This is a genomic window from Sinobaca sp. H24 (assembly GCF_023845525.1).
The window spans coordinates 1-20250 of record NZ_JALBWT010000042.1; the positions used below are offsets into that span (position 1 = coordinate 1).

20 protein-coding genes are annotated in these 20250 nt (G+C 46.4%); 4 read left to right on the forward strand and 16 right to left on the reverse strand.

Annotated features, from left to right (window positions below):
• The first annotated feature begins 179 nt into the window (after positions 1-179).
• Together MMY81_RS28975 and MMY81_RS28980 are read left to right on the forward strand one after the other, a co-directional pair.
• Positions 180-1058 carry a carbohydrate ABC transporter permease gene (locus tag MMY81_RS28975; protein WP_252315551.1) on the forward strand — a complete coding sequence of 293 codons (879 nt, stop codon included), beginning with the start codon at positions 180-182 and terminating at the stop codon, positions 1056-1058.
• Between the two features lie 14 nt (positions 1059-1072).
• Positions 1073-1897: a carbohydrate ABC transporter permease gene (locus tag MMY81_RS28980; protein ID WP_252315552.1), complete on the forward strand. Its 825-nt coding sequence runs from the start codon at positions 1073-1075 to the stop codon at positions 1895-1897.
• A 225-nt stretch (positions 1898-2122) separates the two neighbouring features.
• On the opposite strand, the gene MMY81_RS28985 is transcribed toward MMY81_RS28980, so the two are convergent.
• Positions 2123-2995, reverse strand: a complete 873-nt coding sequence (locus MMY81_RS28985) for an aldose epimerase family protein (protein WP_252315553.1) — start codon at positions 2993-2995, stop codon at positions 2123-2125.
• 252 nt (positions 2996-3247) lie between these two features.
• Between MMY81_RS28985 and xylE the strand changes: the two genes are divergently transcribed.
• Entirely contained in the window at positions 3248-4663 is a 1416-nt protein-coding gene (gene xylE, locus MMY81_RS28990) for a D-xylose transporter XylE (protein ID WP_252315554.1), read from the forward strand.
• Between the two features lie 88 nt (positions 4664-4751).
• On the opposite strand, the gene MMY81_RS28995 is transcribed toward xylE, so the two are convergent.
• The 3 genes from MMY81_RS28995 to MMY81_RS29005 form a co-directional block, all read right to left on the reverse strand.
• A complete protein-coding gene (locus MMY81_RS28995) occupies positions 4752-5615 on the reverse strand; it encodes an NAD-dependent epimerase/dehydratase family protein (protein WP_252315555.1) in 864 nt (287 codons plus the stop codon).
• A 153-nt stretch (positions 5616-5768) separates the two neighbouring features.
• On the reverse strand, positions 5769-7202 hold the full coding sequence (nhaC, locus tag MMY81_RS29000; RefSeq protein WP_252315556.1) for a Na+/H+ antiporter NhaC: 1434 nt from the start codon (positions 7200-7202) through the stop codon (positions 5769-5771).
• A gap of 17 nt (positions 7203-7219) precedes the next feature.
• A complete protein-coding gene (locus tag MMY81_RS29005) occupies positions 7220-8389 on the reverse strand; it encodes a trans-sulfuration enzyme family protein (protein WP_252315557.1) in 1170 nt (389 codons plus the stop codon).
• 181 nt (positions 8390-8570) lie between these two features.
• Between MMY81_RS29005 and MMY81_RS29010 the strand changes: the two genes are divergently transcribed.
• On the forward strand, positions 8571-9257 hold the full coding sequence (locus MMY81_RS29010; protein ID WP_252315558.1) for a FadR/GntR family transcriptional regulator: 687 nt from the start codon (positions 8571-8573) through the stop codon (positions 9255-9257).
• 101 nt (positions 9258-9358) lie between these two features.
• On the opposite strand, the gene MMY81_RS29015 is transcribed toward MMY81_RS29010, so the two are convergent.
• The 12 genes from MMY81_RS29015 to MMY81_RS29070 form a co-directional block, all read right to left on the reverse strand.
• Positions 9359-9700 carry a type II toxin-antitoxin system PemK/MazF family toxin gene (locus tag MMY81_RS29015; RefSeq protein ID WP_252315559.1) on the reverse strand — a complete coding sequence of 114 codons (342 nt, stop codon included), beginning with the start codon at positions 9698-9700 and terminating at the stop codon, positions 9359-9361.
• Positions 9700-9933 (reverse strand): AbrB/MazE/SpoVT family DNA-binding domain-containing protein, encoded by a 234-nt coding sequence (locus MMY81_RS29020; protein ID WP_252315560.1) that lies wholly within the window; start codon positions 9931-9933, stop codon positions 9700-9702. Before MMY81_RS29020 ends, MMY81_RS29015 begins: the two co-directional genes overlap by 1 nt.
• Positions 9934-10095: 162 nt before the next feature.
• Positions 10096-10845, reverse strand: a complete 750-nt coding sequence (locus MMY81_RS29025) for an HpcH/HpaI aldolase family protein (protein WP_252315561.1) — start codon at positions 10843-10845, stop codon at positions 10096-10098.
• Positions 10832-11557 carry an alpha/beta fold hydrolase gene (locus MMY81_RS29030; protein WP_252315562.1) on the reverse strand — a complete coding sequence of 242 codons (726 nt, stop codon included), beginning with the start codon at positions 11555-11557 and terminating at the stop codon, positions 10832-10834. The genes MMY81_RS29025 and MMY81_RS29030 overlap by 14 nt, the downstream gene beginning before the upstream one ends.
• 22 nt (positions 11558-11579) lie before the next feature.
• Positions 11580-12836, reverse strand: coding sequence for a histidinol dehydrogenase (gene hisD / locus MMY81_RS29035; protein WP_252315563.1), 1257 nt, complete (start codon positions 12834-12836; stop codon positions 11580-11582).
• A 26-nt stretch (positions 12837-12862) separates the two neighbouring features.
• A complete protein-coding gene (locus MMY81_RS29040; protein ID WP_252315564.1) occupies positions 12863-13741 on the reverse strand; it encodes a carbohydrate ABC transporter permease in 879 nt (292 codons plus the stop codon).
• Positions 13732-14610, reverse strand: a complete 879-nt coding sequence (locus tag MMY81_RS29045) for a carbohydrate ABC transporter permease (protein WP_252315565.1) — start codon at positions 14608-14610, stop codon at positions 13732-13734. The genes MMY81_RS29040 and MMY81_RS29045 overlap by 10 nt, the downstream gene beginning before the upstream one ends.
• A 35-nt stretch (positions 14611-14645) precedes the next feature.
• Positions 14646-15977 (reverse strand): ABC transporter substrate-binding protein, encoded by a 1332-nt coding sequence (locus MMY81_RS29050; RefSeq protein WP_252315566.1) that lies wholly within the window; start codon positions 15975-15977, stop codon positions 14646-14648.
• Positions 15978-16035: 58 nt separating this feature from the next.
• A complete protein-coding gene (locus MMY81_RS29055) occupies positions 16036-17385 on the reverse strand; it encodes an amidase (RefSeq protein ID WP_252315567.1) in 1350 nt (449 codons plus the stop codon).
• A 21-nt stretch (positions 17386-17406) separates the two neighbouring features.
• On the reverse strand, positions 17407-18678 hold the full coding sequence (locus MMY81_RS34670) for an ester cyclase (protein WP_252315568.1): 1272 nt from the start codon (positions 18676-18678) through the stop codon (positions 17407-17409).
• 64 nt (positions 18679-18742) lie between these two features.
• A complete protein-coding gene (locus tag MMY81_RS29065) occupies positions 18743-19348 on the reverse strand; it encodes a cupin domain-containing protein (protein ID WP_252315569.1) in 606 nt (201 codons plus the stop codon).
• 36 nt (positions 19349-19384) lie between these two features.
• A complete protein-coding gene (locus MMY81_RS29070) occupies positions 19385-20182 on the reverse strand; it encodes an SDR family NAD(P)-dependent oxidoreductase (RefSeq protein WP_253076157.1) in 798 nt (265 codons plus the stop codon).
• Positions 20183-20250 lie beyond the last annotated feature (68 nt).

Sequence of the window (20250 nt, forward strand, 5' to 3'; positions counted from 1 at the left end):
CATTTGAAATGTCCCTCCTTTTTAAACCATTAGTTTATCCACTAGACAAAGATTGATTTTTTTGGTATTCTCAAACAATAATGTAAACGCTATCTCGACTCTGCCTAACGTTTGCATTATACTTTTTACGCACCCGCAGCGTTTAGGGCTATTCATTTTATAAGATGGAGTTGAAATCAATGAATAAAGTCATGTCTAACAAATGGATTATTGCTATGTACGTGCTTCCCGCCTTTTTATTAATTGCCGTTCTCATATTTGTGCCGCTGATCTTAATCGGCTATTACGGCCTGATGGACTGGAACGGTATCGGCCCTATGACCTTTATCGGATTGGAGAACTACATTAACGCCATTCAGGATTCATCCTTTTGGCAGAGCGCGTATCACTCATTCCTGCTTGCCCTGTTTTCCACTTTAAGTCTGGCTCTTTACCTGGCTGTTTCTTTAATTCTTGCCTCAAAGATCAAAGGTGCCGATTTATTAAGAAAGATTTACCTTATTCCTATGCTTTTGTCTTCTGTGGCTATTGCCCAGCTTTGGATTAAAGTCTACAACCCGTCGAATGGAATGCTCAATACGATTCTCGGCTGGTTTGGAGTAACCAATCCGCCCAACTGGCTCGCTGACCCTTCCGTTGTGTTGTTTGCTATCTTTATTCCTATTCTGTGGCAGTATGCAGGTTTTTACATATTAATCTATTATGCTGCCTTGAAGAACATACCGGAATCGTTAATTGAAGCAGCCAGAATAGATGGTGCCACTCCCCTGCAGATTGCGATGCGCATTAAGCTTCCGCTGATCATGGGAGTCGTAAAAGTGACCATCGTTCTTGCGGTTGTCGGCTCATTGAAATACTTCGACCTGATTTACATTATGACAGGCGGCGGACCAAACGGCGCCAGTGAAGTAATGGCTTCTTATATGTACACCCTGGCCTTCAGCACAAATAACTTCGGCTACGGTAGTGCGATCGGATTTCTGCTTCTTATTATTACTCTTATCGTTACAGTTATCGTACGTAAACTCACTGCAGATAAAGAACAACTTCAATACTAGAAAGGAGCTTTCCTATGCGCCAATGGCTTGGGTATGCCTTACTCTATTTATGTCTTGCTTTCGTAGCCCTTTTTCAAATTTTTCCTTTGATCTGGCTGTTCCTTTTTTCTTTAAAAGACAATGCGGAAATTTTCTCCGGTTCTCCTTTTGCGCTTCCTTCCGATCCGCAGTTCAGCAACTACTTAACAGTGTGGGAAGGAGGAATCGGCCTCTACTTCTTTAACAGCGTATGGATTACCGCCCTTGCGATCATACTGACTGTATTGTTTGCAAGCATGGCAACATTTGCAATCACCCGCATGAACTGGCGGTTGAATAAGCTTGTTCTGGGCCTCTTTATGGTTGGGCTGATGATTCCCATCCACTCGGCTCTGATTCCGCTGTTCAGTATGTTTCTAAGCGTTAACCTGATTGATAATCCGATGTCTATCGTTATTACGTATACGGCATATAACCTGCCGATTACGATGATGATCCTGCTCGGCTTTTACTACACCCTTCCCCGTGAAATCGAGGAAGCGGCGATTATTGACGGCTGCTCGATCCACCGGTTATTTTTCCGGATTATCCTGCCGATCACCACACCGATTATGTCGACGACTGTTATTATTAACATGATTTATAACTGGAATGAATTTGTATTCGTTAACACTTTCATCAGCTCCGATCAGTACAAGACGCTCACAGTCGGTATTCAGAACTTTATCGGCCAGTACATGACGGACTGGGGAGCGATTGGAGCGACGCTCATCATCAGCGTGCTTCCGGTTATGATCGCTTTCTTTTTCTTCAGCAATAAAGTCGTGGAAGGTATTTCTTCAAGCGCTGTAAAAGGATAAAGACATAATAAAAAGCCGGGAGCATCAGCTCCCGGCTTTTTCTGTGTCCCGGATTTCATTAGGACAGCTGTTCTAATGTATATACAGTGTCCGCGGAGTAGATGTCGCCGGCTTTCAGCAGACAGGTTCGTCCCTTGGAGGCAAAGGCTGCGGGAAGCCGCTGTGTTTCAATACAAATCCCGCGGTACGGTGCGGTTTCCCCGTCATGGAGCGGTGAAGCACTTTTCAGCTTCTGGGATGTATAACTACTGCCCCAGGCTCGGTTGTCTCTATTTTCAGACGGCGTTCTGTGCCGGGATCGGTTAATTCTATCTTTTTTACCTGCGATGGATCGAGAATAAAGAAATGATCCACTCCCTGACTCGCGAAAATAATTTGTTCATTATCCGATCCGATCATATCACGGAGCGGCTTTTGTGTTGTGATATCAAAAAGTGTATCGGACGCCGATATGACCTCTCCGGTAGGAATAAGTAATTCATCCAGCTCCAGTACGGAGAGCGCCGGCGCTTTTAATTCATGATCAAGTATATGGGTGTCTTCCCCTGCTCCAAGATTAAAATAAGCATGGTTTGCCAGGCTGCACCACGTGTCTTTATCCGATACAGCTCTGACAGAGAACGTCACGGCATCGCTGTGTTTATCAAGGGCATAGGTTACTCGTACGGTGAGATTGCCGGGGTACCCCATCTCGCCGTCTTCCGATAGATAGGTCAGGTGAAGCTCGAGCGCCTGCGGTGTTTCCTTATAGGCATAATCCCACAGTACCTGGCTGAATCCGCCGGCTCCACCGTGCAGCTGGTGCTCCCCTTCGTTCAGACTTAAGGCATACACATCATCCCCGATGTCCATTTCCCCGCGCTCCACTCTTCCGGCGGTTCTTCCTACTACAGCTCCTAAGTAATGTTCATCCTGCAGATAATCCGCCACGTTCTGATATCCGAGTATAATACTTTTTTCCGGATCGACAGCCGGATACCAGCCTGTGATTCTGGCTCCATAATTCAACACACGCAGGACGGCGCCATGTTCGTTTTCCAGTTCTAATTCTTTGAGAGCGGCTGTTTCACTATGCGGGAGAAGCGTTTCTTTAAACATTTGATCTTCCTTTCTATTAACAATTCATAAGTTATTTTCTTATTTAACAAGTAAAGATAACGCTTACTTATTATACCACCTTTGTTTAAGCGGTATTCATAGTTTACAAGAAGGAACGTATATTTATGGATAAAATATTTTTAAAATACATAGTTTAATGACTATACAAACAAACAATAGGCTGATACAATAATTAAAGCGTTTACAAATTGGGAGGAGGCTGGAAAGAGAGATGTTTTCTCTTTATATATAATGATAAAAAATAAAACGACTTATATTGTCATGATTACGCTTGTCGCTACATTGGGCGGACTGCTGTTTGGATATGATACCGCCGTTATCTCAGGGGCGGAGGGCTCGCTGCAGACCTATTTTGCCGATAACCTCGGGCTCAGCCCCCTTATTCACGGACTTACTGTATCCAGTGCGCTGATCGGTTGTATTATCGGCGGCCTATTATCCGGTTACTTTGCCTCACGGATGGGACGGAAATATACATTAATTCTGGCAGCCTTGTTATTTTTATTTTCCGCCCTCGGCTCTGCTTATCCGGAGTTTTTGTTTTTCACAGCAGGAAAGCCTTCGATGGCTTTGCTTGCCACCTTTAACATTTACCGCATTATCGGAGGAATCGGGGTCGGCCTTGCTTCTGCCGTAGCTCCAATGTACATCGGTGAAATTGCGCCGCCTCACCTGCGGGGAAGACTGGTATCTCTTAACCAGTTTGCGATTATCTTCGGTATGCTTGTTGTGTATTTCGTTAACTGGGGCATTGCCCGCGGTGAAACTACAGCATGGGTAAATGAGCTTGGCTGGAGATATATGTTTGCTTCTGAAGCAATTCCAGCTCTCTTATTCCTGCTTCTGCTGTTCACGGTACCGGAGAGTCCGCGCTATCTCGTATCCCGAAATCAGGATGACAAGGCAATGAGTATTCTTCTAAAAACATACAGCACCAATATGGCGAAAGCGACGATGTTTGAAATCAAGCAGTCTTTTGACCAGCGGAAAGAAAAACTGTTTGCCTACGGAAAAATGATTATTGTAATCGGCGTGCTGTTGTCGATCTTCCAGCAGTTTGTCGGCATTAACGTTGCTTTATACTACGCTCCCCGGATCTTCGAAAGCATGGGAGCTGCAAGGGATGCTTCATTATTCCAGACTATTGTGATGGGACTCGTAAACGTTATTTTTACGATCATTGCGATTATCACCGTTGATAAATTCGGCCGGAAGCCGCTTTTAATTATCGGATCACTCGGTATGACGGTAGGAATGTTCGGCGTAGCCGGTCTCGCATTTTTCGAACAGATCGGCATCGCAACGCTTGTGTTTATTATTATTTACACGGCTTCCTTTATGATGTCGTGGGGACCGGTCGTCTGGGTACTGCTCTCTGAGATCTTCCCGAATAAAATCCGGGGGCAGGCACTCGCGATCGCTGTCGCTGCGCAGTGGGCCGCCAACTACTTTATTTCCTCCTCCTACCCGATGATGATGGAAGTAAGCGGCGGCATGACCTATACGTTCTACGGTGTGATGAGTATTCTCTCCGCTGTCTTTGTCTGGAAGCTGATTCCGGAAACGAAAGGAAAATCACTCGAAGAACTGGAAACGCTTCTAAAGAAATCAAGCTCAGTCAGAGAAGTTGTTAAACGAGCACAATAAGATAAAAAAGGCTTTCTGCTGCGGCAGGAGGCCTTTTTGGTTGAAAAAAACAGCTCTTCTCCAAGAGAAAAGCTGCCTGTATCTACTGCTATTTGTTAATCGACTGCTGCTCGTAGGCGACATAGCTGCGCCAGTCGTGCTTTGGCTTCCATCCAAGCAGTTCTTTCGCTTTGCTGCTGTCCAGCAGTGTGTCATAGCCTTTTACGCTTTCTTTGATCGGAACGTTTGGATACCGTATTTTCATCAGTTCCCGGCTTTCCACGTTCATGCTTGTGTCATCAGCTGCCAGATTAAGCGCCACCGCGTCGAGTCCCTCTTTTTCAATCGCCAGGATACAGGCGGAGGCTATGTCTCTTGTATCAATATAGCTCCATAAAATCCGGTCGCGCTGGGAAGGATCATGAATGAATGACGGGAAGTTCTCATACATCTCCGGCGAAATAACGTTGCCCAGGCGGAACGATACTACCTGCATACCGGTTCGTCTGTTTATCGCCTCTGCGGTTTGTTCGTTGACTATTTTCGATAAGCCGTAGCTGTCTTCCGGCAGCTGCGGATGCTCTTCATCTATCGGAACATAAGCCGGCTCCAATGGCTGCCTGGCAAAACAGATACCGTAGGACGATTCACTTGATGCAAGAACAGCTTTTTGGATGCCAAGACCGGCTGCCGCTTCGAGAATATTATACGTCGACATTACATTATTCTGAAACGTTACTTCATTTGGAAAATCATAGGCTCTCGGAATTGCAGCCAGATGAACGACCGCGTCGACCCCTTCGAGTACACCATATACTTCACCTAGATTGGTCAAATCAGCGATTACCGTATGACAAAGCGGTTTTTCCGGCAGACGCAGATCACAGTTTACGACGTTATATCCGTAATCGAGCATTTCCTGAATGACCGTCCGGCCGACAAGACCGTTTCCTCCTGTTACTACTACCTTCATGTTTATGCCTCCTGATTTTTTGTATTCGCTTACAATTTATGTTGTTATAAACTTTGTTTCATTAATAAATTAAGTGTATTTTGATTGAGGTCATTTGTCAATTGCAGATAAAGCAAACACCGGCAGTCCTCGGAGGCTGCCGGCGTTTACTCCCTATTCGTCTTCTAATTTCCGGATGCCGAAATAATTTGTATAAGGTGCCAGGAAAGCTAATAAAGCGGAGAAAACGATCCCTCCCCAGTTAAATACAGCCCAGGGCAGAAATTCAAAGTTACCAACACCGAGTGTTGTAGCAATAAACACACCGGATACCGTCCATGGCAGAAGTGCCTCCGTTATCGTTACAGAGTCTTCCATACTTCTTGATAAGTTTACCGGATGAAGCTTATGTTTTTTAAAAGAATCTCCATAAATATCTTTAATTAAAAAGTAGGTTACTAGCGCGTTGGAGGTTCCATTTATAATAACAAAGCCGGAAAGCAGCGTCGTAAATATTAAACTTCCTGTTGATTTCAAGCGGCTGATAATTCCCTCGAGCAGCACGTGGAGCACCTGCGATGCTTCCATGGCAGAAGCAAAAAAGAAAGCGCAGAATACAAAGAACGTAGCGTTGTACATCGAATATAGACCGCCGCGCGTAAGAAGCGACTCAATGTCCTCTGTAACCTCTATGTTCTGGGGCAGCATGTCTACTGTAAATCCGGACACAACGGCCGCAAATATATCTGCGACTGCAGCTCCCTGAAAAATAAGGGCCAGCAGAAGCGCTGTAATCGAAGAGGCAAATAGTACAATTAAAGGCGGCTTTTTCCGAATAGATCCTATTAATACAATAAGAGCAGGCAGCAGCAGAATAATATTCAAGGAAAATAGACTTTCTAAAGCAGCCGTCATCTCAGTAACAGCTCCAAGCTGCTCTGATGACGTATCAATCGAGGTTCCCGCAATCCAGAAAACAATGACAGCCAGTATCGAAGACGGCACAGCCGTATAAAGCATATGTTGAATGTGCTCGTACAGGTTGGCTCCTGCTGCAATAGCGCTCATGTTAGTTGTATCTGATAACGGAGACAGCTTATCTCCAAAATAGGCACCGGACACGACTGCGCCTGCAGTGATAGCAAGGGACACGTCCATCGTCTGAGCAATACTGATCAGCGCCACCCCTATCGTACCCGCTGAGCCCCAGCTCGTACCAGTGAATGTGGATACGATCGCCGTCACGAGAAAAGCCAGCAGAAATAAGTAAGCCGGATCAATAATATTCAGACCATAATAGACCATTAATGGAATGGTGCCGGCAATCATCCAGGAGCCGATAATAATTCCGATGCTGAACAAAATGAGAATCGCCGGCAGCGCCCTTTTGATTTTCTCGCCCATTTCTTCGAGGATCCGCTCCCAGCTTACTCTGTAGAACCCTGCAAACACAGTAAACACCACGCCGGCAAATATGAGCATCAGCTCTGCCGGGTACTGCATAATTCCAATTCCTCCAACAAAAATAGCGATTGTTATCAATACTGGAATGAAAGCCATTCCTATACTTGGTCTAGGCTTCTCATATACTGTCTGCTGCTCTGACATACCATAACACCCCTTTTTTAATATGCGGTGATAGCTTGAAATCCTTTTTCCAGGTCTTTGATCTGCATGTCTGCGTCTTCGAGTCCTACAGAGAGCCTAATCATACCCAGGTCAAAACCCTGTGCTTTAAGCTGCTCCTGGTTGTTTCTTTTCAAGGGGGAGTTAACCAGGCTTTCATAGCCCCCCCAGCTGGTACCGATTCGAAACAGGGATAGATGATTCATAAAGGCGGCTACCTTTTCAAAGCCGGCTTCTTTCAGTTCAAAACTCAGCAGTCCGGAATAGCCGAGAAGCTGTTGTTCGATAAGAGGCAGATTGCTTTTATCTGCCGCAGGATGGTGAACAGCCTTTACTTCCGGGTGATTCTCCAGATAGGAAATAATCTGCAGGGCGTTGGCCTGATGCTGCTTCATTCGAAGCGGCAGTGTCCGCAGTCCTCTCATTACCATTGCGGCACTGTCAGCCTGCAGCACAGACCCAAACAGCTGATAGCCTGAAAAAAACAGCTGCTTAATAAATGCATGACTGCTGATGACCGCTCCTCCAACTACATCACTGTGACCGCCGATATATTTCGTTAAAGAATGAACAACAATATCTACACCAAGAGTAACGGGCTTTTGGAATAAGGGCGTCGCCCACGTGTTGTCCATCATCGTGAGGATTCCATGCTCTTTTGCCGATTCCGTAATGCTTCTAACATCCACTATTTTCATTTTCATCGTGCCCGGACTTTCTATATAAATAAGCTTCGTGTTTTCTTGAATGCCTTCCTCTACTGCCCTCCACTGCTCATGATCAAAAACCGTATATTCAATGCCAAACCGCTCCATATGGGCCGCCAGCTGCAGCGTCGGCCCATAAATGTTGTTCATAAACAGAATGTGGTCTCCTGCCTGCAGCAGCGTCATCCAGACTGCACTGATCGCTCCCATGCCGGAGCCAAAGCACTTGCACGCTTCCGCCCGTTCGAGCATCGCGAGCTTTTTTTCTACTATCTGTACGGTAGGATTTGTTCCGCGGCTGTACACGAAATATTGATCTTCCTCGCTTTGTTCTTTGGTAAACGACTCAAACGAGCTTTTTGTAAATATCGTGCTTTGGTAGATAGGCGGTGCCACTTCGCCGTATGTATTTCCTTCGCCTGGGAGCGATCCCATACATATTTCTTCATCTGAATAGTTCAACTCATCACCCGCTGTCTTTTTTATTTATACTATCATACTATCAACCTGTATGATAGGTCAAAATTTTCTAATAATTATTTATTTTTCTTTTGTGCAGGACAACCACTCTCTGCCTAGGTTCCTCAACAAAAGCATGCTAAAATAGAAGAACGATTATGTCCCCCGGAAGGAGCGCATCCGCTTGAAAGCACTAAAAAAACAACGGTTATCTGAACAGGCCGGTGAAGAAATATTAGGATTTATTAAATCGGAAGAACTACAGGAAGGCGAACGTCTCCCGAGCGTGGCAGCTTTGTCCGAGCGTCTGCAGATCGGCCGTTCCACGCTGCGGGAAGCCCTGCAGGGACTTGAATCCCGCGGCATCGTCTCCATCATTAATGGAAAAGGCACCTATGTTAGAGAAATAAATCCTTTCTATATTCAAACGACTTTTGATATTGAAAACGAACAGCATTTCCTGCTCGAAGTGCTCGACGTTCGGGAAGCTTTGGAGCAGCAGGCCATTAAGTTAGCTATCCGGCACGTGCAGCCGGAAGATATAACGATGCTTTCCAGTCATTTAAACGACTATGAGCAGGCGCTGAAAAACAATGACCGCAAAACCGCCAACCAGGCAGACGCGGCTTTCCATCAGGGAATCTACCAGCTTGCCGGCAACGATTTTCTGAACAGCATCATTGAATCTGTAGCCGACCAGTTTAACCAATTTTGGGAGGAGCCTTTCGGCAAAGAAGATATTTTCGATGAAAGCTATCCGTACCATCGTACCCTGCTTGAAGGACTTCAGGAAAAAGACACAGCTAAAGCAATAGAAGCCTTCCGCCAGCTGATTGAATCTGTTCGAACCTCGCTTCGGCGTATTAAATAAGAAAAAGAGAGCTGATCCATAAAAGGACAGCTCTCTTTCGTTTTATACACTTTGTCAAGATAAAATCAGTGGTATTTATGTACTATCATTCAAATACATTACTAATCATCCATCTGCAAAATCGTTTTTATTAGGTCTGAGCACTCCATCAGAGTAACAGCCGGGGCTTTTCCTTTCACACGTAAATCCCGGCTTTTCCAATCCAGTGATTTCATTTGATCGGTTAAGATAACACCCGAAACACCGCTTCCTTCTGGTATATCTACTTCAAAAGGATAGTTCTTTTTTTGATTTGTAATGGGACATACAAACACAAAACCTGTTTTCTCATTAAAGGGCGCAGGAGACATAACGAGCGCGGGACGTCTTCCCGCCTGTTCATGCCCTGCCTGCGGATTAAAGTTCATATAAATAAAATCTCCCTGCTCCGGCACCTGCGTCATCAAATAAGCTCCTTTCCAACCGGAGGTGCTTCTATTGCTTCATGTTTATTTTCATCCGTCACCCGGGAGAGAAGTTCGTCGAGCGTAGGCTTCTTTCTTAGAGGTTCAATCACGATTGCCCCTCCCACTTCCTTTATTTCTACTTTGGTTCCGTCCGTAAATTTAAAGTTTTTCGCTATATTAGAGGGTATACGAACACCCAGGCTGTTTCCCCATTTCTGAACAGTTGCCATCTCAAGAACCTCCTTCATTATACTTTTTTCTTTTTTTATTATACTATAAAAGATATACATATGTATATCTTTTAAGAAATAAAATAGTATGTTTTCTGCAAGACAGTAGCTTACACTATAAAAAAAGCAAACCGCATGTTTAACGGTCTGCTTTTCTCATATTTACCGAATCAACGAGTCATTCAGCGATTTTTTAATTAAAGTCGTCAGCACAAGCGACACAAACACGGCTCCCTTTTTGGTCACGGCTTCTGTTTCGGCCTGGGAGGTGGCAATGGTTCCAATAGGAACGTTCATTTCTTTTGCCTGCTCGTAAAGGCTGTCGAGCGTCTCCTGGACTTCCGGGCCGCCGATGTTCTTCTTATATCCCATGTTAACGGACAGATCCGTGGGTCCGAGAAAGGCCATATCCACACCAGGTACGCTCATTATTTCTTTAAAATGTTCCACCGCTTCCATTGTTTCGATCTGTACGGTAACTAAAATATTGTCATCGGAGTCGTCCATAAACTGTCCGTTATTCAAAAAACCGAAACCGGCGGCACGCATGGAAAATGCTGTTCCTCTTGATCCGCGGGGAGGATATTTTGCCAGACTGACCGCCTTTTCGGCATCCTCCACCGTGTTTACCATCGGAACCTGGATGCCGAATGCACCGCGGTCCAGCGCTTTTTGGATGCTGGAGGCATCGTAGCTCACCCTTACAATAGGAACGATACCGGCGAGCTGGGAGGTGCGGATCATATCTTCCATTTCCGATCCGCTGTAGGCCCCGTGCTCGTCGTCTATGACGATAAATTCATAGCCGGCATAGCCAAGCATCTCCACTAGAGCAGGTGAATATAAACTGGTAATCGCTCCCTGGGTTAATTCCTGCTTCTGAATTTTTTCTTTTACTTTATTGGTAAACATAATGACCTCCGATCCTGCTCTCTTCCTGAAGCCAGCAGGCCAGCGCAGCGGTTACCGCCTGCGGCTGTTCCAACGGGCTCAAATGACCGCACTCTTCAATAAACACAAGCTTGGCTCCAAACACATGAGCGGCCATCAATTGATGGATCTGATTATTACATAAGGCATCATGCCGGCCTGCCATCACCAGCGTCGGGCATTCAATGGCCATTAGATCTTCCAGAAATCCCGGTCTTCCTTTATTTGCTTCCAGCTGCTGAAAAAAACCGGTTTCCCCGATTTCTGACGCCATTTTTCTAGTAATCTGCAGCGCTCGTTGATTTTGTTCCTTTTCATATAAAACCGCAGGAATAAACTGTTCCTCCACGATATGATCAAATTGACGGTCCTGTACCCCCTGCTGCTGGTCGTTCCATCCTTTTATCTGCCCCGGTGTAGGCGGATTCGGGTTCGTATCAAGCAGTGCCAGCCTGTCCACACGGTCCGGCTGCTGTTTCATAATTTCCATCGCTATAATTCCGCCAAGCGACAGCCCGGCTAATGAAAAGGGACCGGTTACACTGTCCAAAATATGCTCTGCTGTTTTTTCAACACTATCATATTCGGTTATCGACGGAACAAAAACCTCACGGCCTGCCGACAAATGTTTGGCCTGGTGCTCCCAAAGTTCCTCCGTACATAATGATCCTGGTATTAGAACAAGAGGTTTCATTCTTTTCCTCCTTTTGAAAACATCAGCTTTTCAACCGCCGTTCTGCAGACGTACGATGTCCTTCCAATCCTTCAATACTGGATTGAGCAGCAGCATGTGCGGCTAAATACTGTGTTCCTTCCCCCGTAATGGTCTGATGGGTAACTACTTTTACATAATTCCCGACCCAGAGTCCGCCGGTGTAGCGGCCGCCGCGCTGGGTAGGCAGGGTATGGTTGGGTCCGGATACTTTATCCGAAAAAACGACGGAACTGTCTTCCCCTAAAAACAGGGATCCATAGTTTTGGAACTGGTCTTTAAATGTGTCGTGCTCCGGAATATGAACATGTAAATGCTCAATCGCATAGTCGTTGCAGCAGGCAATGCCTTCTTCGAGACTGGCTGCCACAAGCACTTCACCTGATTGGGACCAGGCGTCATGAGCCGGCGATGTTTCTTCAAATGTCTGCAGCAGCTGCTCGACCTCGGTTATTGTCTCTTCCGCCTGTTTTTTGGAAAGAGACACAAGAATTGCTCTGGAATTCGGATCATGTTCTGCCTGAGCCAGCAGGTCTGCTGCACATAACTTCGGATTGGACGTTTCATCAGCAAAGACGAGAATTTCACTTGGTCCGGCTATGAGGTCAATACCGACTCTGCCGAACACCTGACGTTTGGCTTCTGCTACGAACCGATTGCCGGGTCCTGCTATCACGTCGACTTCCGGTACGGTCTCTGTACCAAGTGCCATCGCTGCTATCGCCTGGGCTCCGCCAATAGCGAATATATCGGTTACGCCGGAGCACTGTAATCCGTATAAAACGGCGGGGTGAATCCCGCCTTTGTAATTAGCCGGACTGCAGGCAATGATTTTCTCAGCACCGGCCACTTTCGCCGGAACGGTTACCATCGGGCCGGAGGAGAGCAGCGGAAACCGTCCGCCCGGCACATACGCGCCTATTTTTTCCACCGGTATCACCCGGTGTCCCATTCGTATACCGTCGCCGAAATCCTTGTCGAGCGGAACCAGGCACTCCATCTGCGCCTCGGCAAATTTTGTCACCCTCTCCACAATGCGCTCGATCAGGACTTTTGTTTCGTCTGGAAGCGTAGCTATGCTCGCTTCCATTTCTTCTGCGGTTACACGGAGCGCCCTCGAGGACTGACCGAATTTCTCTTCATATTGTTTCACCGCTGTATCACCGTTTGTTTTCACATCTTTAATAATCTGTTTCACGGTAGATTCGGTTTCCTCCGTGATTTCCATCGAGATATCGTTTGCTTTCTTTATATATTCCATAGGTCCTTCCTTTCAAAATGTCTGTTTTATTTCACGGCTCCGGCGCTCATTCCTTTAACGAACTGCTTGCGGACAAGCAGCATAAAGACGATCGTCGGCAGTACATAGATCATGCCGGCTGCAGCCATTTCGTTCCAAATGACCCCGTTTTCCCCGACAAAATAAGAGAGGGCAACTGGCAGGGTTACGGCATCCTGATTGGTTAAAATCAAGGCAAACATGTACTCATTCCAGGTAATAACAAAGCAGAACACCGTTGCTGTAATGATACCCGGACGTGCCATCGGCAGCAGAATATGCCAGATCACTTTCATTCGCCCGGCCCCGTCAATTAAGCCCGCTTCTTCTACATCTTTAGGAATGCTGTCGATAAATCCTTTAATGAGCCAGATCGCATAAGGAATCGTATGGCCGAGATTTACAATAATCAATGCCAGCGTCGTATCAAGAATCCCCCAGTTGCGGAACATAATAAAAAATGGAATGACGTTAACAATTAAAGGGATAAACTGCGTGGCAAGAATCGCAAACATAAACACCTGTTTGCCGCGCATTTGAAAACGGGAAATGCTGTAGGCTGCCAGTACGCTTACCGGCAGCGTAATAAGCAGGGTGAAAAATACAACGATGGAACTGTTAAAGTAGAAGTTTTCAAAATTATAGGCAGAGCTGAATATCCGACTGAAATTCTCCAGCGTCGGCTGAAAAAATATGCTGAGCGAGTAAACTTCCGAAGCCGGCTTAAATGCGGTTAACGCGATCCAGAAAATCGGAAGAAATAAGAAGGTGACGACAAGCAGCACGCCCACTTTTTCAACGACCTGAGCCGCTATTTTCCTTGTGCTCACCGCTTTTGCTGCCTGCTTTTCTTTTTTAGCTGCCGCTGCACTATTCATTAGTTCCATTCGCCTCCTTTTACCAACCGCCTCATGTAAATAAGGACGAAACCGATCGTCATGATGGCTAGAATATAACCAAGAGCTGCTCCGTATCCCATATCAAAGTAGCGGAATGACGTACTGTAGATTAGAAAATTCAATACTTCCGTCGAATTGCCGGGACCGCCGCTGGTCATCGTTACGATCGGGTCAAACTGCTTTAACGAAAACATCGTCATGAGAATCGAAGCAATCAGAATGATCGGCTGAAGCATCGGAAGGGTCACCCGGAACAAAATCTGCATGTTCGATGCCCCGTCCATTTTGGCGGCTTCATATACTTCGTTTGGAAGCCCCATCAATCCGCTGATAAACATCAGGCTGATAAAAGGAAGCCAGATCCACACGGCAACAGAAACCAGTGCTGCCAGTGCTGTCGTAGGCGTTCCAAGAATAACCACATCAGATAAGGGTGGAATTAAAAACCCGATGATTCTATCAAATAATCCGTAGTCGGGATTCAGCATAAATCTCCACGAATACCCGACGAGTGCCGGACTCAAGGCGAATGGAATAATCAGTACCGCCCGGAGGAAGGAAATATAGGGCTTTTCTTTACTTAAAAGAAGGCCTACAGCAATAGCGCTGGCGATTGTAATAAACACGGTAGCCACAGTGAATGTCAGCGTCACCGTCACACTGTTCCAAAAACCGCTGGAGCTCATGGCCTGCAGGTAATTATCGATACCGACAAACTCCCCCATCTCCAGAGAGTCGGTCAAGTTCCACTCATGCAGGCTGATCCAGAAGGACCGGATTAACGGAAACATCGTAATCGTTCCAAGTATTAAAAGGGCCGGTGCAAGCAGCAGGTACTTGAAATATTTATTAGTCACCCCTTTACCTCCTTTATATTATTCGCATTCATCCGTTATTCGTCGTAGTAGCCTTCTTCTTCAAGCAGGCGTTCCACATCGTCTGCTGCCTGATTGAGGTTGTCTTCGACTGATTCACCGGTCGCCATGTTAGAAATAGCATTACTGATAATGTCTGACACCTCCGGCCAGTTTTCGAATTTAGGAAGGGTTTGGGCGTTTTCAAATGATTCGCCGCCTGTCGTAAACAAGTCGTCGCCTGCTTCGTTAAGCTCTTCGTCATTTAAGTTGGCTGTCTGGGAAATGTCGGTGGAAAACTGGTTGGATGGCGAATCGCCGTTCAACGCATCGAGAACGACATCTTTTTCAAATTCAGGGTCGCTCAGCCACTTCATGAATTCCCAGGCCGCTTCCTTGTTCTGCGAGTCCTGCATCATCGCCAGCGGGAACGTGGAAATGTTCGATACGCTTTCTTTGCCTTCCCATCCGGGAACCGTTGTGAATCCTACATTGCCGAGAACTTCTTCGTCGGAAGAATCGCTGAAGTTAAAGTCGGAGTAGACCCACCACCAGCCGATCCACATGGCTGAATTGCTCTGTTTAAAATTGGTTCTTGCTTCCTGCTCTCCAAAGGATACAGAGCCCGATGTCGCGATCTCGTCCTCGACCAGCAGATCAATATAACGCTGTGTCGCTTCGATGCCTTCTTCTGAGTTAAAGACCGGTCTCATATCTTCATCAAGAATATCCGCGCCGTTGCTCCATAAATAGGAGGTCCACATGTATAAATTCTGGCCGTTGTTCCCTGCCTGATAGTAAGGGGCAATGCCTGCCATGTCTGTTTCTTCCGTAATCGTTGCTCCGGCCTGTTCCAGTTCTTCCCATGTTTCAGGAGGATCGATGCCTAAGTCCTCGAACACATCTTTCCGGTAAAACATCAGCTGGGCATTGGCACGTACCGGCAGACTGTATATTTCTCCTTCGTAGGTCGATAGATCGAGCGTTGATTCTGGAAAACGGTCAAAATTATAGTCGTCTGCTTCGGCGTACTCATCAAGCGGCTCAAAGAATTGTCTGCTCGAAGGTCCCATCACATCTAAATGAGTAACAAGGTCAAATGTTCCCTGCCCTGAAATGCCTTCTGTGGTAATCCGGTCCAGCAGGTTGTTGTACGGTATTTCCGTAAACTCTACTTCAATGCCGGTTTCTTCCGTGAACTCTTCGCTTCTTGCCTGCCAGGCGTTAAACTGGCCGATATCCCCTTCTGACAGAGCCACCGTGATGCTCTCGCCCTCTAAATCCTCTGAACTTGTATCATTGCCGCATGCACTCAGGACTAATGAAGAAACGACTGCTCCAGTAAAGAATACTGCTGAAGATTTTTTCAACATATTTCCTCCTCGAATATTATTTTTTAAACATTCGTACTATTTAGAGCGCAGCCGCCTACCTGCTGCAAAGGCGGCTTCTTTCCTGATAAAAGAAATCCAGATGCCGTGCTTCATAATGCATAGCTGTGTCCAGCAGCAAGTCTTCACGAAGCCATCCGGCAACCATCTGGATTCCTATTGGCATGTTGTTTTTCGTAAGACCGGCCGGCATGGTAAGAGCCGGATGTCCAGTCAGGTTAAAGGGGCACGTGTAGCGGATCATCGCATCATCCACACTTTCTCCACTGCCAAGCGTCTGATCATGCAGTAAAGGCGGTGTAACAGGAAGCGTTGGCGTAATCAGTACATCCACTTTCGTAAATAACCGGGAAAGCTTTTCTTTCATTATGTTTCTGTCCTGCAGCGCCGTGACATAGTCCAGTGAGGATACATTCCGGCTTTTTTCAAATACCGGTGCAATATCTTCTCCGTAGTCTTTCAGGTCAGCTCGATGTTCGTGAATGTAGGTTACTTCCGGAGCCGCCAGGATTCTGGAAACCACCGTTGCTTCTTTCAGGAAATTCACGTCCACTTCGACCAGCTCTACGTTTTCTGTCTCCAGATTGCGGAGAACCCTTTTGTAGATGAGGCTCACTTCTTCATCTATCTTTTCGTTAAAAAAGCTGCGCGGCACGCCTATTTTTATTTTCCGGCCTGCAGGAACAGCTGCCAGTGTTTTTTCTTTCCCTCTCATATGTTCATATAGAAAAGCAGTATCCTTTACCGTAGCGCCCATCGGACCGACGTGATCGAGAGACCACGATAAGGGAAATACACCCTCTGTACTGATAGATCCGTATGTTGGCTTCAATCCTGTAATACCGCTGCAGGAGGCGGGCATTCGAATAGATCCGGCCGTATCGGTTGCAATCGAACCGTAGCAAAAGCCCGCGGCAATCGCAGCGGCTGATCCTCCGCTCGATCCTCCTGCCATATACGCTGGATTCCATGGATTTTTCACATAGCCATAAAAAGGATTGCGTGAGGTGACCCCAAATGCATACTCATGCAGGTTGGCTTTTCCGAGCGTAATGGCTCCATTCCGGCAAAGATCTCTCACGACTGCCGCATCCTCTTCCGGCACATAATGCCGGTCGATCCAGGCGCCGTTTGTTGTGCGGATTCCTTTTGTATCAATAATATCTTTATAGGTAATCGGGACACCCTCCAACGGCCTGTCGCGCCCCGTATGGAACTGTTCTTTAGCACTCTCGGCCTGCCGCCTGGCCTCTTCCTCGGCTGCTGTAATTAAGGAGCAGAGAGATTCGTCTTTCTGGTGAATCTTCTGGAGGCACTCTTCGATAATTTCAGCAGGGGTAAACTGCTTTGCAGCATAGCCTTCTTTCAGCTCTGCGATGGACAGCATACCTGGTCACCTCGATTTCTATTAAGAAACACCTGTAAAATTTCCGTCTTCAAAGGAGAAATCTCCGTCGTTATCATCTTCATGATCGGTATATACCTGGCGCAGCACTTCCAGCCCGTCAAACAGGAACCATTCTTCCTGGATTTTCTGGTTACGGACTTTATAATGGTTAATGCCGTGAATTTCTATCCCTTTTCCGCTCGGATAGCCGAAATAGCCGATGCCGCTGTGCACGCCCTGAATTCTCCAGCGTACTGCTACATCCCAATCGTCATCGGACCCCTTTTTATTGCACGTGACCCGGTCAAGCAGTACTTTGCCGTTTGGAATAGAGGCAAACAAATGCAGCAGGGTGCCCTGAATTTCGCTGTGTCCGGCCATGTCTGTGTTGCAAACGTAATGCATGACCGCATTTTTTTCGTAAAACGTTTTGACTTGATTAAAGGAGCGGCGCTCCCAGACTTTATTAATCATCTCCAGCATAAAGTCACCGATTTCAAACGAGGAGGAGGCTGGAATATACTCTTTAGGAGGAAGACCTTCTTCTGCGGTCTGTGTGAGATTAAACGACATGGCCGGCGCCAGCTTACTCGTTTGTTTAGCCGTGCGCTTTGCCACTTCAATTGGATCAAAACCGAGCTGCTGTACAAGGTGGTATGTGTCCATGACGAGCCACTCTTCATAGATTTTATTTTCATGTATCAGGCAGTCTGCCACCGTTCGAAAGACAACCCGTTTGCCGGTAGCCGGTCCATACAGTGTGTCTCCCATGTTAGTCGCAATCGATCTGCCCCGGTGGGAAGTGAAAAAACCGTCTTCATCATTGCCGGACCAGAGAATGCTGTAGCCCACGCCTGATCTGTCTGGAAACGCCTGAAGCGTCTGCATCGTTCCGGAAATGACTTCATTTACTCCGTGGCTGTTTACGCCGCCCCGGTGAATCTGCACCCCGTAGCTGTAAGTATCATAGATCATGCCGATATCTTTTTCGTTCCATATCTGCCATGTGATTTTCACGATATAGTCGATGATGTTATTGTAATCACCGAACCCTTTCATCGACTGCTTTTTTACGTCTGCTTTCTGAATGTTATTCATGTAATCATCATCGTCGCGGCTGTCCATAGCATTCACTTCACTGCTGTCTGCGTAGTGCACCAGGTTGGCGGGAAATGTGTTTTTCACTGCCCATCTTGGTTCTTCTGAAGAAGTTGGAGCGGAAGGACCATTCGTTTTCTGCACCTCTGTATTTTCCTGCTGTTTGCCGGCTTTTTCTGTACTTTTATTTTCCACCTTGTCTTCCTCCTTATTATTTCTGTTCAACATTTTTCAAATATACCCGGTTTTTCCTGTTCGGTCACTCACCCATTTTTAATTTCTCTGCCATTTCCTTTTCCAGCTGTTTAAAATTGTCAGGCGGCACCATCTTTCCTTTATCATCTGCATCGAATCCATATTCCGCTGCTTTTTTCACCACTTCCGGCGCCCAGTACGGGTCTTTTCCTTCAAACACTTCGTGCTGCTCGAGCACAGCGAAAAGCCATGCTTCTTCTTCGCCTACGTTCTCCAGTCCACGGTACAGGCCGGGCGGAAGCGTAATAAGATCCCATTCTTCAAGAATTTCTTCGCCGTCAATTTGATCCGGACCTTCTCCCCAATAGAATCTCCATTTTCCGCTTAACGGAACGAATGATTCAATATAGTCATGTGTATGAAATGCCGGCCCATTACCAGGAAGCGCTTTCACCATTCCTATCTGGAAACCGTGCGGCTCTGTAATCATTGGCTTGTAATCAGGATTTTCACTTGCTGTATCCCCGATAAGAGCGTAATTAATACGCTGGTGGCCCGGAATAATGCTGTCAATAAACATCAACGGAATTCCTTTTGCTTTCAGATCCTTGAAGCGGATAATTCTATCCTGCATTTGTTCATTTAATGTTTTTACTGATTTTTCACTCATCGTATTCCTCCTGGTTGGTTGGGTTTAGTTGGGGTTCTACCATACGGTCCATCCGCCGTCGACGCGCAGTGTATGGCCGGTGATCATGTCGGATGCCGAGGAAGCTAATAACAATACGGCACCGAATATGTCTTCTTCACGAGCAAGTCTTCCTAATGGAATGTTTCCGAGAACGTCCCGCCGGAACTCCGGGTCTTCAAACATCTTTGCAGTCATCGGTGTTTCAATAAAAGTAGGAGCAACGGCATTGACGTTAATATGATAAGATGCCCACTCCACCGCCAGCGACTTCGTCAGCTGGGTGATGCCGCCTTTGCTTGAACTGTAAGCAGCTCTTTTGTAATATCCGACAAATGCCATCTGCGAGGACATGTTGATAATTTTCCCTTGCTTCTGCTCCATCATGTATTTCCCGGCTGCCTGTGAAGCGAAAAAAACGCTCTTTAAATTAATATCATGTATTTGATCCCACTGTTCTTCTGTCACTTCTTCTGCTTTCACAGGAATATTGGTTCCTGCATTGTTAATTAATACATCGATTTTTCCGAATGCCTGATGAATTCTCTGAAATAAATCCGGCATGTCTCTGGTATTGGTTAAATCAAAGGCAAAGTGCTCAGCGGTATGTCCGTCCGCTCTCAATTTTTCTGCGATCTGCTGCAGGGATTCCTCATGACGGGCGACCAGCGCTACGTTCGCTTTGGCTTCTGCCAGCATTTCAGCTACGGCCAGCCCCAGTCCTTTATTCGCTCCGGTGATCACTATCGTTTTTCCTTCTACTGAAAAAAAATCTCTGCCGATACGCCTGCCCCCTCTTTTTGAATACGCATTCAAAACTATTAAAAAAAATAGAAATTACTCTATTTCTTTCCTATTTGGTTGAATACGCACTCTTCTTGAAT

Bases quoted from the DNA above. Each gene is read 5' to 3' on its own strand.
- MMY81_RS29015 (WP_252315559.1), bottom strand. From the start codon at position 9,700: ATGACGCAGGTGCCGGAGCAGGGAGATTTTATTTATATGAACTTTAAT.
- nhaC (WP_252315556.1), bottom strand. From the start codon at position 7,202: ATGTCAGAGCAGCAGACAGTATATGAGAAGCCTAGACCAAGTATAGGA.
- MMY81_RS28985 (WP_252315553.1), bottom strand. From the start codon at position 2,995: ATGTTTAAAGAAACGCTTCTCCCGCATAGTGAAACAGCCGCTCTCAAA.
- MMY81_RS29020 (WP_252315560.1), bottom strand. From the start codon at position 9,933: ATGGCAACTGTTCAGAAATGGGGAAACAGCCTGGGTGTTCGTATACCC.
- MMY81_RS29065 (WP_252315569.1), bottom strand. From the start codon at position 19,348: ATGAGTGAAAAATCAGTAAAAACATTAAATGAACAAATGCAGGATAGA.
- MMY81_RS29030 (WP_252315562.1), bottom strand. From the start codon at position 11,557: ATGAAACCTCTTGTTCTAATACCAGGATCATTATGTACGGAGGAACTT.
- MMY81_RS29055 (WP_252315567.1), bottom strand. From the start codon at position 17,385: ATGCTGTCCATCGCAGAGCTGAAAGAAGGCTATGCTGCAAAGCAGTTT.
- MMY81_RS29025 (WP_252315561.1), bottom strand. From the start codon at position 10,845: ATGTTTACCAATAAAGTAAAAGAAAAAATTCAGAAGCAGGAATTAACC.
- hisD (WP_252315563.1), bottom strand. From the start codon at position 12,836: ATGGAATATATAAAGAAAGCAAACGATATCTCGATGGAAATCACGGAG.
- MMY81_RS29040 (WP_252315564.1), bottom strand. From the start codon at position 13,741: ATGGAACTAATGAATAGTGCAGCGGCAGCTAAAAAAGAAAAGCAGGCA.
- MMY81_RS28980 (WP_252315552.1), top strand. From the start codon at position 1,073: ATGCGCCAATGGCTTGGGTATGCCTTACTCTATTTATGTCTTGCTTTC.
- xylE (WP_252315554.1), top strand. From the start codon at position 3,248: ATGATAAAAAATAAAACGACTTATATTGTCATGATTACGCTTGTCGCT.
- MMY81_RS28995 (WP_252315555.1), bottom strand. From the start codon at position 5,615: ATGAAGGTAGTAGTAACAGGAGGAAACGGTCTTGTCGGCCGGACGGTC.
- MMY81_RS28975 (WP_252315551.1), top strand. From the start codon at position 180: ATGAATAAAGTCATGTCTAACAAATGGATTATTGCTATGTACGTGCTT.